This is a genomic window from Synechocystis sp. CACIAM 05 (assembly GCF_010222815.1).
In the GTDB taxonomy this organism is placed as follows: domain Bacteria; phylum Cyanobacteriota; class Cyanobacteriia; order Cyanobacteriales; family Microcystaceae; genus Synechocystis.
In genome coordinates this window covers 2,932,174-2,946,479 of sequence record NZ_CP019225.1, presented here as the reverse complement: position 1 = coordinate 2,946,479, position 14,306 = coordinate 2,932,174, and the positions used below count along the sequence as shown (strand labels likewise).

Genomic DNA, 14,306 nt, shown 5'->3' with positions numbered 1-14,306 from the left:
GGATTATGAATATTTACCTACCACCAGTGAGACAATGCTCTATGTTGCCATGGTTCATCTCATGCTTCAAAGGCTTGCTTAAAACTTTTCAAACACTTTCTTAAGCCATCTGCCAGAATGATAGGGGATAACAAATTAGATGGCACAATTAATAAACTAATTAGTTTTGGCAATTGAAACCGGGCAAAAGCGAAAATCCCGATCCTTACTTTGCCTAGCAATAACCCTGGGGCAATTCTGGTTTTTATTCATGATACTGGGTCATGGCTTCCCACGTTTAATTTAAAAACTTAACGTAACAATTAATTACCCCCATGTTTAATTCCATTCGTCGGCTATTTGATCAATTCTGGAATAAATCCAGAACAGTTAAGAATGAACCTCTCAACAAGGTTAGCTTAATCGTAATCATTCTTATTGATATTTTTATCCTTATCAATGTTTTTAATGGAATAGAAGATATTGGCCAATGGTATCTTGCCCCTAATTTAGCTTATCCTTGCCATGCTCCTTGGCAAAATTATCAAAGCCAAACCATTTCTGACAAAAACCTTCAAATTATTCGGGAAGCTATTGCCACTGACCCTATTGATCAATACAGTTTAGAGAAGAGTTTCAGAGAATCAGAAAGAGGCCATCTTGGTCAAGTTAGCCAAGTTTGTTTAACCTACGCCCAGTATCACGATAAAATTCAAACCACTGACAATCAAAATCTTATTATCAAAATTAACCAGACCGTAGCTCAAATTAATGAGCTTGAAGAATCTAATAATACCATTCGTTCCCAATATGACTCGACACTATTAGAAAAAATTGCTGGTCAAGGCAAAGAAAATTCAATTAATCAAACTCCCCCAGAAAAAGCCAAGCAACAATTAAATCAAAATATTGCTAAAATCGCTAGCCTTGAACAAGAAATTGCTAGCTTAGAACAGCAACTTTTGGCAAAGCCAGAAAGCGTTAATTTCCTTAAATTTATTAATCAAAAAGATATCTGGGAGGAATTAAATCAGAGTTATATCAATGCACTATTTTGGTATCCCACTATTCGCTTTTTTTTCCAGGCTCTCTTTTTAACCCCCCTAATTGGAACTGCTCTTTGGGTTCATAGCGTTGCAGTGAAAAAAGGCTATGGATTAGTAGCTTTGATTAGTTGGCACTTGCTAGTTATTTTTCTTATACCGCTAATTTTAAAGGTCTTTGAATTTCTACAATTTGGTCTTATTTTTGACCTCATTTTAAATTTTGTTCAAGCTGTCTTTGGTGGATTAATTTTTGCTATTAATTACCTATATATTCTACTTATTCCTTTAGTGGGATTTGGAGTTATCAAATTTTTCCAAAGGGTTGTTTTTAATCCTAAAAGTCAAGCAGCTAAACGATTTCAAAAATCCAGTTGTGTAAAGTGTGCAAAGCGAATTCGTCCCCAGGATTCCTATTGTCCCCACTGTGGTTATTATCAATATGTTGAATGCGTGAGCTGTCATGCCCTTACTTATCAACATTTGCCCCATTGTAAAGAATGTGGTGCAACTCAAGAGCTGAATGAATAATTCTCAGGTCTAGTTTATGAAAAATGACTATGATAGAAGCAATGGCATCTCAAGATTAGCAAAAATTTACATAGCAATGAAGAGACGAAAGTTCTGTAAATCAATAATCAGTTCGTCAGGACTTACGCAAGATAGATGAGGTTAAGGTGGTAGGATGACAAAATAGTACTAACCACAAAGTTTGAATATTAACCGATCGCCACCGTTGTCCCCATTTTTGACCCGCCCCAGAATTTATGTCAGACCATGCCCTCGGCTCCGTTACCCAAGGTTCCCTTAGTAAAGGCTTGGAAGTGCGTCTCCATGCGGATGTTTCGGTGGAAGAAATGCGGGTGGGGAAATTTTTAGTTATTCAGGGTAGGCGATCGCGCTTTTTTTGTTTGCTCACCGATGTTTCTTTGGGAACGGCAAATCCAAGGATTTTGGCTAATCCCCCTAACATTAACGATGATTTTTTAATTGATGTATTGGCTGGCAGTGGCACCTACGGCACGTTGGAATTAGCACCCATGTTAATGTTAACGGAGTCGGAAAAGGAATCGAGTTATGGGGAAAGTTCAATTGAAAAGATAAACGGCCAAGGCGATCGCCAGAGTAATGGCAATGGTTTGGCTTCCTATCAAGCTAATAGTAATGCAGACGTGGAATTACTGCCGGTGAAAACTATTCCAGCCCACTTTAGTCAAGTGTTTGAAGCCAGTGAAAAGGATTTTCGTTTGGTGTTTGGTTGGGAAGATGATCCGTTTCGTCGCAATTTTGCCATTGGGGAACCGTTGGATATGGCGGTGCCAGTGTGTTTGGATTTAGACCGTTTTGTGGAACGGAGCAATGGAGTTTTTGGCAAATCGGGTACAGGGAAATCTTTTTTAACCAGATTATTAATTTCCGGCATTATCCACAAACAAGCGGCGGTCAATTTGATGTTTGACATGCACTCGGAGTATGGCTGGGAAGCCATGAGGGAAGGCAAAACCGTTTCCACTGTTAAGGGTCTGCGGCAACTGTTTCCGGGGGAAGTGGAGATTTTTACCCTCGATGCGGAATCCACTAAGCGACGGGGAGTGAGGGGAGCCCAGGAACTCTATTTAAGTTTTGATCAAATTGAAATTGAAGATATTCGTTTAGTTGGTTTTGAGTTAGGTTTGTCAGAGGCGGCGTTGGACAATGCCAATATTTTATTTTCTGAGTTTGGCTCTAGTTGGATTTCCCGTTTACTGGTGATGAGCAATGAAGAAATTAAGGTTTTTTGTGAAGAAAAACAAGGGCACCCCGGCTCTATCATGTCTTTGCAACGTAAGTTAAAACGGCTGGAAAATTTAAAATATCTCAAACAAGTCAGCACCCATAATTACATTGACCAATTGTTGCAATGTTTGGAAGCGGGTAAACATGTGGTAATTGAATTTGGTTCCCAGTCTAATTTGCTTTCCTATATGCTAGCCACCAATATGATCACCAGACGTATCCATGGCATTTACGTTAAAAAAGCAGAAAAATTTCTCCAAACTAAACACGTTGGCGATCGCCCGAGGCAATTGGTAATTACCATCGAAGAAGCCCACCGCTTTTTAGATTCTGCCATTGTCCATCAGACTATTTTTGGCACCATTGCCAGGGAAATGCGGAAATACTTTGTTACTTTGTTGGTGGTGGATCAACGGCCGTCGGGCATTGACAATGAAGTTATGTCCCAAATTGGTACCCGTATTACCTGTTTACTCAACGACGAAAAGGACATTGAAGCCATTTTTACCGGGGTGTCGGGGGGACAAAATTTGCGTTCCGTGCTGGCCAAGCTAGATTCCAAACAACAGGCCTTGGTTTTGGGCCATGCAGTGCCCATGCCGGTGGTGGTACGGACCCGGCCCTATGACCAGCAGTTTTACAGTGAAATTGGTTGCCAAGATTGGCCAAACAAGACCGATGCTGAAGTATTGACCGAAGCGGCGATCGCCAGGGAGGATTTAGGCTTTTAGAGATTCACCAGGGGGAAGCGATCAAAGCTTATACTTAAGGTTTGAAGGTAATTATCACCATTTTCATTGCCCCCACCGTTTTTCCGTTTGTCCACCCCAGCTTGTTCTTGAACGCCCAACGGCATGGTTTTTTGGAAACGCTTTTTTAATCCCGATTCAACTAGTTCACCATCCCTGGGCCCAACGGGGGCAGAAGAATTTCCCACCGATAACGGCGATAAAGGCCGGATATTTTTCACCACTGAGCGGGATATTGACCTTTACGAGCTGGAGGAATTATGTGATGCGGTGGGCTGGGCCCGGCGGCCAATTCGCAAAGTCAAAAAGGCCGTAGAGTGTAGTTTTTTGGTGGTTACCATGTGGGAAATGCAGGGCAATCGGCGTCGATTGGTGGGGTTTGCCAGGGCCACTTCCGACCATGCTTTCAATGCCACCGTGTGGGACGTGGTGATCCATCCTAGTCTTCAGAGCAAGGGCTTGGGTAAGGCCCTGATGCAATACATCATCCGTAAATTACGCCATTACGACATTAGCAATATCACCCTGTTCGCCGATCCCCAGGTGGTGGATTTTTATCGGCGTTTGGGCTTTGTGCTAGATCCAGAAGGCATTAAGGGCATGTTTTGGTACCCAGACTAACTACTTTGATAGTTATTTCAACTGGGTTAGAATCTGCGTAACCAAAAGTTTATTTGTTCACAACTCCCCCAAATCGGTAAAAGCTTGCTGGGCATTGTTTTGTAGATAATCCACCAAAATCGAGCGGATATCCCGGCCGTAGTTAATCACCTTCAACCCAGGGGTATTTGTCGTCAGGTAATCCAAGCCTACCTCCTGACCGCTTAACAAATATTCCATTAACGCCACCCGGTAAGTTTTGCTTGGTTCAATATTGTTGGGAGCCATGCCCCCTAGCTGGAGATAGCCACCGGTACCGCTATTTTTTTCCCCCTGGGCCAGAACTTTTTGTAACAAATCCCCTTGTATCTCCACTGTCACCACCCGACCTCCGAAAGGTAGGAGGCGGATAATATCGTATTGAGTGATGGCTCCAGCACCAAGTAGGTCATCAAGGCGCACCATACCACCGTTAAACATCACCATGGCCACATCGGGGTTTTCCTGCTCCATGGCCCTGGCAATTAACCGGGTGAGATTGGTGGAGCCACTGCGTACATGGGCATCGAGGGCATCTAAGGCGATGGGAGAGTTGACCACAACGGCCATTGGTTCAAATCCCTGTTGACGAAACGCATTAAAGCCAATTTCCTGCCATTGCTGAACCACTTTTTCGGTGGCCGGATCACTGGCGATCGCCGCTGTGACGGGTTGCAGTTGGGAATTAATTTGTAAACATTGCCGGTTTGTGTCGTAGGTTAATTGATGAATGTAAACCGTGCGGGCATTGGCATCGGCCTTAAAAATTGGCGTTTGGGCCTGGGGACAACTTGCAGAACTGTCGGGCTTGATAATTAAATGGTTACGCTGGATATTTTCGTGTTCATGGCCCCCCAAAATCAGATCTAATTCGGGAATAGCTTCGGCCAAGGCCAAATCCTGGGCCAGGGAAAGGTGGGTCAGGGCCACCCAAACATCCACTTCCCCTTGGAGATTGTCTATGTAGCGGCGGGCCGTGGCAATGGGATCGCTGTAGGTGACATAGTCCACAGCATTGCTGTCAATGGTCAAGGCTAAAATACCAACTTTTACTTCTCCCCCTTCTGCCCCAGGGACAGTCAAAATTTCGTAGGGTTTGATGCCCTCAAACTGATTGCCAGCACCATCAGCAATATTGGCCGATAACCACTGAAAATCTGACTCCGTAATCCGTTGCTGAAATTGTTGGGCATTAACATCGAATTCATGGTTTCCCACCGCGGCATAGTCCAACCCCATGGCATTCAACACCGCCACCATTTGTTTCCCCGCCAGGCGATCGCCATTGTAGAGAGCTGTGCCCAAGGCAGAAGGACTGAGGAAATCCCCTGCTAACACGGTGTAGGTGTGGGGATTAGCTTGTTCTAACTGTTGGCGTAAATTGGCCACCCGGGCCAAACCGCCCCAACGGCCGTTATCAATGGGGGCAATTTCATACACATCGTTAAGCTGCAGCAGGGTAAAAGGAATGGTTTCCGCTCGGCAGACCGTTGCCATGGCCCCCCAAATCAGTACGCTCCATAGTCCCCGAGTTAGCCAAGCCTCTTGATTTTTAACCATGATCGTGAAAAGAATCTTATCAACACATCCCTAACCCATCCATTGTGCGCCAGAAAGTCTTCAATAGCGTTGTTTATGTGGTGAGATGACAATAAAATTAACCTTAACTCCTTTACTCCATCAATAACATCCCTGAAATTCTTGGCAATATATCAATCAATTGATAGTAGTAAGTTAAAAGGAATTGATGATTCGATATTTTTATGATCAATAGACTTTATTATAGAAATCTGAATTAAGCAACAAAATCACTTCCCCTACATTTTTCTCTAAAAACCAAGTCTTTATTCATCTACTTCCGATGTTAAAATCGTTTCATTTAAAGCTTTTCTGGCAATTTTAGTAACGTAGATAGTCACCGCAACGGTGGCGATAAAGCCAACAATTCGGATTGTCCATTGTAAAGTCGGATTAGCTTGGTTAGTTGCCATTCCAAGGGTAGCCAAACTACCAGCTAAAGAGCCAATGTAAACATACATGATAGTACCGGGAATCATACCCAGGGAACCAATTACATAATCCTTTAAGGAAACATTGGTGATGCCATAGGCGTAATTCAATAAATTAAAAGGAAAAACCGGAGAAAGTCTGGTTAAAATAACAATTTTTAATCCTTCTTTCCCCACTGCTTCATCAATGGCTTTAAATTTCTGATTGCCGGCAATTTTCTTGGCAACCCAGCCCCGGGCCAGATATCGTCCCACCAAAAAAGCGGCTGTAGCCCCAAGCGTGGCCCCAATGAAAACATAGATTGAACCGAGTATTACCCCGAACACTACCCCAGCACCTAGGGTCAAAATGGAACCCGGCAAAAATGCCACCGTGGCCACTATGTAAAGCAACATAAAGGCGATCGCCGCCCAAGTTCCCAAGCCATCAATCCATTGCAGAGCATTTAGTAGATAATCGGCCATTTGCAGTGTAAATGTATGAGGAAAGCAGGAATAATATCAGTCAAAATCAAATTAATGCCCCTCCGCAACTAGAGCCGGAACCAGCGGTACAACCATAACAATAATCGGCGGTTTTAACCTGCTGAATTAAGTCTAAATTGTCAGCTCTTAGTAGATCAGCAACGGTTAACTTATGGCTGGATTGATTTTCCGCAGGAATATTTTCCATTTGATTAAAATCACAATCGTAAACGTTACCTAAATAGTCAATGGAAAGTTCATTACGACACATTAGATTGTTAACCGTATCTGGATTAAAATTGCTTTCTAGGAAAGTCAAATATTTTTGGTGCAGTTGATGCTTGTCAAGATGAAATTTACTGCGACCAATGGGTAAGTTTGTAATGGTCAATAAATGATTAAATTCGATGTCAAAATGTTCTTTGAGGAACTTTTTATAATTCTGCTCAAGGGGTTCCTGGGCTGGGGGGAGGGAAAATTTATCTGAGGTTGGTAAAGGAGGATTATAAACTAAATCTAGAACTAGATTAGCATCCTTGCCATAGCCAAGGCTATTTAACCATTGAAGAGCTTTAATTGATTTTTCATAAACCCCGTTGCCACGCATTTTATCCACATTATCTTCAAGGTAACAGGGCAATGACGCCACAACTCTCAACTGATGCTGGGCACAATATGTAGGAATGTCTCCAAATCCCATTTCAAAATAAATGGTCAAATTAGAGCGGACAATGACTTCTTTTCCCATCTTCCTAGATGCTTCCACCAGGGGCTTAAAGCCGTAGAGCATTTCCGGTGCTCCTCCGGTGAGATCTACCACTTTAATTTGGGGGAATTTTTGAATAATGGCAATTAGTTGTTGGCAAATCTCTGAGGAAAGCTCTTCAGTGCGTTTAGGACTAGCTTCCACATGGCAATGGCTACAGGCTAGATTACAGCGTTTACCCAAATTGATTTGCAGGGTAGAAATAGTTTGTTTACCAAGGGGACTACCCAACTTTTTTGCAAAGGGCGTAATTTTTAATGTTTGCTGACTACGTTCTAATTGTTGAACCATTTTGTTTAAAAATTAACTGCAGGAATAATTTGATATCAGGTCAAAACTAAAATCAACAACAGCCGCCACCGTCATAGTGCCAAGTTGAATCAGTGATGAGTATTTTGTCTGGATAGGTAGAACCTAAGTTCAACGCTGTTTTATCGCATACCGCACTAGGAACTCCCTGCTGAAGAATATGGCCAGCTTGGTCATCGAATAGGGGTTCTGAACCAGCATAAATAGCGGTTTTGCCAGTAAAAACACAGGCTCCATCACTAGGAATAGGCACTTTGAAGGAAACGGAATCTAAACTTTCTAATAATAAATTTTCATCCAGGTTATAGGTGACGGAATCGAGCAAACGATAGGGACGGCGGGCGCGAATTTCTATTTGCCCAAAACCAGTATCAATTAAATGTTGAATGTATTCTGCATAGGTTAATGCTCCGGATAAACACATGGCCCGTAACCGTTCGTCCTGACGCAAATGTTGGGGAATAGGCTGGGTAGCAATGGGATCACTCATGATTAACCGACCATGGGGTTTTAGAACCCGATAAGCTTCCTTCAAAGCTCGGGATAAATCTTCCGGCTTAAAAATATTAAATAAGCAATTTTGCGCCACCACATCCACCGAGTTGTCTGCCACCGGCAAAGTAAAGGCATCCCCTGCACGAATATCGACAAAATCGATACTAAACCAATCATTTTCTTCGGCGGCTAACTGCAAATTTCGCTGGGCGGCCTGGCGCATGGCTTCCACGGGATCCACTGCGATCACGGCCCCTGGTTGACGGCAAAAATAGGCAAATTGCAATGCCTCCAGACCACCACCAACACCGACATAAAGCACCTTAGACTTATTACCCAACTCGTTGGGATGGACGGTGCTACCACAGCCATAATTCATTTCCTGCATGGCAGCGGTAATCACTAACCCCGGCAGTTGGAGAGGGCTACTCTGAACACAACAGAGTCCCACTTCTGGGGTCTGGGCAACTTCAGCGTAAAAGTCGGCGGTGGTTTGCAGATAGGTCATAGTGAAGTTAATGTTTAGAAATTTAATAATTCAATAATTGAGCTGGAATTGGTGAATTACTCTTTTTATTCTAGATTGAATAGATTTTAATAAAAAAATTTCCTAACCATTCTTTAAAATGGATAGCAGAAAATAAAGTTGCCCCCAAATTATAGCGTTGTGGAGAAATGTGAGTCAACAAGAAAAACAATAATAGTTCTAATTATTACATCAATAACTGTATAAATTTTGGCTAATTATCCACCAAATCAAAAATATTTTTTCTGACTTTATTTACTCTAAATTTATCCCTTAGAGCCTGTTTAGAAAGTTGAATTCTGGCTGTTTAACCCCTCCTAACTCCCCTTCCCAAGGGAGGAACTGTCAGAAAAGTCTCCCTTGTTAAGTAGGGATTTAGGGAGATAAATACCTAGCCTTGTACTTTTCAAACACTTTCCTACAATGTTTTTGAATGATAGTCAAATCCTGCCACAAATGAATAAATACTTAAGTGGAAACCTCTTTGGGGGCGACGATGACCCGATTTCTGCCTGCTTGTTTGGCATCATACAAAGCTTTATCCGCTATTTGTATAATTTCTTGTCCCGTTTCGCCGTGATCGGGATAACAAGCAACCCCAAAAGAGGCGGTGACACTATTCACAATTTTTCCACTGTATTCTATTTTCATTTCGGCGATCGCCTGGCGTAAAAATTCCGCTTTTTGGGAAGCCTCTTCCATAGTAGCATCAGGCAAAATTATAGTTATCTCTTCACCTCCATAACGACAGGCCACATCGGAAGTCCGGATATTATTTTTCAGCAGAGTACCAATGGCAGCCAAGATACGATCGCCAGCGTCATGACCAAGGGAATCGTTAAAGTGCTTAAAGTGATCGACGTCAATCATCAAAACACCGACTGAATAGTGATGACGTTTGGCCCTGGCCAGTTCCTGAGTTAAGCGTTGTTCCAGATAACGACGGTTGAAAAGTTTGGTCAGTGGGTCCCGGATACTTTGTTCTTCCAGTTGTTCCCGTAACTTCAAATTGGCGATCGCCATGGCAAGCTGTTCCGCCACTGTTTTTGCCAATTGTTGCCGTATGTCGGGCAAAATTTCCTCTTTGAAAGTGCAAAGAAACAGCAAGCCAAGGGTTTCCCCCTGGGCAATGAGGGGAATACACAAACTTGCCAGTGGTAAGTGTTGGTCATTGACATGACTGCAAAACAAAGCATGTTGCCCCTGCTTCACTTCATGGGACCGTCCCCGTCGCAAAGCCCAACAATCTAGGGAGGTGAACACATCATCGGAGCAAAATGGATTGCCCCAAAAAGTGACCCGTTCTAGACAATTATTCTGGGGAGACAGGATAAAAATTCCCCCGTCGCAACCAGGAAATAGTGGTTGAGCCAGGGCTGCAATTACTCCGCAGGCATCTTTGACCGTAAAACAGGACTGGAGATAGTCGGTAATGCCCGAAAGTATTAACATCTCAGCGTTACGCTGTTTCAATTCATCGAGGCGCTCCTCCAGGACTTGATTGACTTTTTGTAGTTCCTCCTCAAATTGTTTACGGCGGGTAACGTCCACATCCACCCCAATGACACGGAGAGGTACATTGTTTTGATCTCGAATCACAATGGCCTGACTGGCTGTCCAGCGCAGGGTTCCATCAGGTTTGATAAAGCGGAATTCTAAATCATAGGGTTCATCATTATGGATACTTTGCTCCAAGGCTTCCAAGACAAGCCCTCGATCATCGGGATGCATCATTTGTGCAACTTTTTGTAGGTCGCCATCGAAGCTTCCCGGCTTAAGTCCCATCATTTTCTCCAGGCTTTCTGACCACACAATGCCATTAGTTAGCAGATCCAAATCCCAATAGCCCATATTGGCCGCATTAAACGCTAACTTCAAACGATCTTCATTTTCCTGGAGTGATTTGGTCCGCTCTAAAACACGCTGCTCCAACTGGGCATTGAGTTCCGCCAGCTTTGCTTCCGTTAATCGGCACTGATCTAGGGTTTTCTGCTGTTCGGTCATATCCACCACTATGCAGACCGTATATTCAAGCTCCACATCTATGCTGGCAACACCGACCAGCACAGGAATGCGACTGCCATCCTTGCGGTAATATTCCTTTTGCCAAGGCTCTGGGGTTTCATGATTCCGTAAACAGGCAATAATTTCTTGATCCTTTTGATCATATTCGGGGGGGGTTAACCTATCCCAGTGCACCAGCCCGAGGTCCAATTCTTCTTTAGTGAAACCAATCATTTGTAGGAAACGGTCGTTGGCATCGAAAATTTCCCCTTGATTGGAAGCAAAAAACATCCCGACAATATTCGACTCAAACAAATTCCTAAAGCGGGCTTCGCTTTCCCTTAAGGCTATTTCCGCCATCTTGCGATCACTGATGTCCATGGCCACCCCTTGCAATCCATTCACCTGGCCCCGGTCATCGATAATCGCTTCAATCCTGGCCCAAATCCACCCCGTAGAAGCATCAGCCCGAGTTATTGCATACTCTATGGTCTGGGTTTTTCCGGTGGCAATAACCTTATCAGCCATACTCTGGTGCAGTTCTCTAAATTCGGGCTGAATGGTCTGGACTAACCAGTCATAACTAGGGGAAAATTCATGGGGCTCTAGACCAAATAGTTGGTAAGTTTCTGCTGACCAGGTGATCTCACTAGAAGCAATGTCAAACCGCCAGAAGCCTAATTTAGCAATGCGTTGAATATCTGCTAAATCCGTCCTCAACCTCTCCATTTCCTGGAGTAATTCAGCTTTGGTTTTGTGGCGATCGCTCATGGTTTTGCCGGGCGAAGCCCCTTTAACTGATTTGAATCAACTGATGTAGCCATTACTTCCCATAATTTTTCTTCGGGATATCAAAGACTTGCCCTGGCAATCATCCCAGATTTAAAGGTTTTTAACCCTTGCCCAAAATGAACCATCCACTCTTAATATTGACTGCATTTTAACCCCTCCTTACCCTTGGAATTGAACCAGCGGGAAAGAAGGGGTCGTATTCATGGTTTGGCTTTAGTTAGCTAAATAGACATCATTTCCTAGCCTAGGGCTTTTTCCACCTCCGCAATACGTAGAACGGTTTTCAGCACAGAATCAGGGTTTAAGCTAATGGAATCAATGCCCAACTCCACTAAAAATTCAGCAAACTCAGGATAATCCGAGGGGGCTTGGCCACAGATACCGATTTTGCGACCGTTAGCTTTCGCCGTTTCAATGGCCATTTTGACCATCCGTTTGACCCCTAGATTGCGTTCATCAAAGAGATGGGCAACAAGGGAAGAATCCCGGTCTAAACCTAGGGTTAATTGGGTCAAATCATTGGAACCAATGGAGAAGCCGTCAAATACTTGGCTAAATTCATCGGCCAGGATGACGTTGCTGGGCAACTCACACATAACGTAAATTTCTAGGCCGTTTTCCCCTTGTTTCAAGCCATGTTTAGCCATTTCCGCAATAACTTTGCGACCTTCATCGGGGGTACGACAGAAGGGAATCATGGGAATGACGTTGGTTAAACCCATTTCGTCCCGCACCCGTTTCAGAGCTTGGCACTCCAAAGCGTAGGCCTCTCGGTAATTGGGATCGTAGTAACGGGAAGCGCCCCGCCAACCGATCATGGGGTTTTCTTCCTTCGGCTCAAACTGACGACCACCCAGGAGGTTAGCGTATTCATTGGATTTAAAATCCGACATCCGCACCACCACAGGTTTGGGGTAAAACGCCGCTGCAATCATGGCAATGCCATGGGCCAATTTATCCACAAAGAACCGGGGGCGATCGCCAGCATAGAGTTTGGTTAGTTCGGCAATTTCTGCCTTGGCCAAGGGATCTTCCAATTCATCAAATTTCATCAGGGCTAGGGGATGAGCCTTAATGTGGTTGGCGATGATAAATTCCAACCGGGCTAGACCCACCCCATCAGCGGGATAACTAGCAAAACCAAAGGCCTGTTCCGGGTTACCCACATTCATCAGAATTTGAGTTTTGGTGCGGGGCAAATTAGATAGTTCCGTTTCGTGGACTTCATAGCTCAAAATGCCGCTGTAAACAGAACCTTCATCCCCTTCGGAGCAACAGATGGTGACATCTTCCCCGGTTTTGATTGTGTCGGTGGCATCCCCACAACCCACGATCGCCGGAATGCCCATTTCCCGGGCAATAATGGCGGCATGGCAGGTTCGACCCCCTTGGTTAGTGACGATCGCCGAAGCCTGTTTCATAATCGGTTCCCAATCCGGGTCAGTGCGGTTGGTGATTAACACCTCGCCGGGACGAAACTGATTGATTTGGGACACATTGCGAATTACCTGGGCTTTACCCTGGCCGATCGCCGCCCCCACACTGCGGCCCGTGGCTAACACTTGGCTGTGATCTTTTAACTCATAGGTTTTAATCACATTGGCGGATTTTTGCGACTGCACCGTTTCCGGTCGGGCTTGGACAATGAACAATTCCCCCGTTTGCCCATCCTTAGCCCATTCAATATCCATGGGAGTATAAACGCCCCGCACTTCAGAATAGTGGTCTTCAATAATGCAAGCCCAGCGGGCTAATTGGAGAATTTCATCATCATTAATGCAATATTTTTCCCGTTCCGGCTCCGCTACTTCCACATTTTTGGTCAGTTTGGAACCGCCCACGTCGTAGACCATTTTGATAGCTTTACTACCCAAACGTTTTTCCAGAATTGGTTTAAAACCCTCTTTCAAAGTAGGTTTAAACACAAAATATTCATCGGGGTTAACCGCCCCTTGCACCACATTTTCCCCTAGGCCATAGGCGGCAGTAATCAGAGCGGCATTTTTGAAACCCGTTTCCGTATCAATGGAAAACATCACCCCGGAAGTGGCCAGATCAGAACGCACCATCTTTTGTACGCCCACCGATAGGGCCACCGCAAAATGGTCAAAACCATTGTGATGGCGATAGGAAATAGCCCGGTCAGTGAATAACGAAGCAAAGCATTTATGGCAAGATTCCAACACACAGGAAAGGCTGTGGACATTAAGGTAGGTTTCCTGTTGTCCTGCAAAACTAGCCTCTGGCAAATCCTCCGCCGTAGCACTGGAGCGCACCGCCACGTCCACCCCGGTACGACCCATTTTTTGGCCATAGCGTTCACACATGGCACCATAGGCTTCGGCGATCGCCGTTTGTAAATTTTTGGGGAAGGGAGTATCTAAGATTAATTGGCGAGCTAGATGGCCCCGCTCCTGCAAATTGACCATGTCATTCACGTCTAGATCTGCAAAGAGATCCCGCAGTTTTTGTTCCAGACCCGCCTCTTGGATAAAATAGCGGTAAGCATAGGCAGTGGTAGCAAAACCAGAAGGTACATTCACCCCTTTACTGGTCAACTGTTGAATCATTTCCCCGAGGGAAGAATTTTTACCCCCTACCAAACCAACATCATGGGTGCCCACCTCTTCAAACCAGAGGATTAAAGCCGTTTCTTTCTGGGCCACAGAGGTTTTTTCGACGACTGAACTTACCATATCTATTTACCCCTAATCGATACCTTCAGTTTATCGAGGTTGATATAGTAAACTTTAT

Annotated in this window: 9 protein-coding genes and 1 pseudogene; 4 read left to right on the top strand and 6 right to left on the bottom strand. The window is 44.3% G+C overall.

Translation table 11 applies throughout. The features are described 5' to 3' along the window. The 4 genes and pseudogenes from BWK47_RS17415 to BWK47_RS13890 form a co-directional block, all read left to right on the top strand. A pseudogene (locus tag BWK47_RS17415) lies at positions 1 to 82 on the top strand (IS5/IS1182 family transposase); the annotation flags it as partial. Positions 83 to 314: 232 nt separating this feature from the next. Continuing rightward, on the top strand, positions 315 to 1,553 hold the full coding sequence (locus BWK47_RS13900; protein ID WP_162329096.1) for a hypothetical protein: 1,239 nt from the start codon (positions 315 to 317) through the stop codon (positions 1,551 to 1,553). A gap of 236 nt (positions 1,554 to 1,789) precedes the next feature. Then, entirely contained in the window at positions 1,790 to 3,529 is a 1,740-nt protein-coding gene (locus tag BWK47_RS13895) for a helicase HerA domain-containing protein (protein ID WP_162329095.1), read from the top strand. Between the two features lie 123 nt (positions 3,530 to 3,652). Then, positions 3,653 to 4,168 carry a GNAT family N-acetyltransferase gene (locus BWK47_RS13890; protein WP_162329094.1) on the top strand — a complete coding sequence of 172 codons (516 nt, stop codon included), beginning with the start codon at positions 3,653 to 3,655 and terminating at the stop codon, positions 4,166 to 4,168. Between the two features lie 57 nt (positions 4,169 to 4,225). On the opposite strand, the gene BWK47_RS13885 is transcribed toward BWK47_RS13890, so the two are convergent. The 6 genes from BWK47_RS13885 to ppsA form a co-directional block, all read right to left on the bottom strand. After that, positions 4,226 to 5,746 (bottom strand): bifunctional metallophosphatase/5'-nucleotidase, encoded by a 1,521-nt coding sequence (locus tag BWK47_RS13885; protein ID WP_162329093.1) that lies wholly within the window; start codon positions 5,744 to 5,746, stop codon positions 4,226 to 4,228. A gap of 284 nt (positions 5,747 to 6,030) precedes the next feature. Further along, the gene (locus tag BWK47_RS13880; RefSeq protein ID WP_162329092.1) at positions 6,031 to 6,660 is read right to left on the bottom strand and encodes a TVP38/TMEM64 family protein; all 630 of its coding nucleotides are present in this window, start codon (positions 6,658 to 6,660) and stop codon (positions 6,031 to 6,033) included. Positions 6,661 to 6,706: 46 nt separating this feature from the next. Beyond that, positions 6,707 to 7,717: an arsenosugar biosynthesis radical SAM (seleno)protein ArsS gene (arsS, locus tag BWK47_RS13875; protein WP_162329091.1), complete on the bottom strand. Its 1,011-nt coding sequence runs from the start codon at positions 7,715 to 7,717 to the stop codon at positions 6,707 to 6,709. Positions 7,718 to 7,769: 52 nt separating this feature from the next. Then, complete coding sequence (gene arsM, locus BWK47_RS13870; RefSeq protein ID WP_162329090.1) at positions 7,770 to 8,738, bottom strand: arsenosugar biosynthesis arsenite methyltransferase ArsM; 969 nt, start codon at positions 8,736 to 8,738, stop codon at positions 7,770 to 7,772. 486 nt (positions 8,739 to 9,224) lie between these two features. Further along, positions 9,225 to 11,531, bottom strand: coding sequence for a sensor domain-containing diguanylate cyclase (locus tag BWK47_RS13865; RefSeq protein WP_162329089.1), 2,307 nt, complete (start codon positions 11,529 to 11,531; stop codon positions 9,225 to 9,227). A 260-nt stretch (positions 11,532 to 11,791) separates the two neighbouring features. Further along, positions 11,792 to 14,248, bottom strand: a complete 2,457-nt coding sequence (gene ppsA / locus BWK47_RS13860) for a pyruvate, water dikinase (protein WP_162329088.1) — start codon at positions 14,246 to 14,248, stop codon at positions 11,792 to 11,794. Between the last annotated feature and the right edge of the window lie 58 nt (positions 14,249 to 14,306).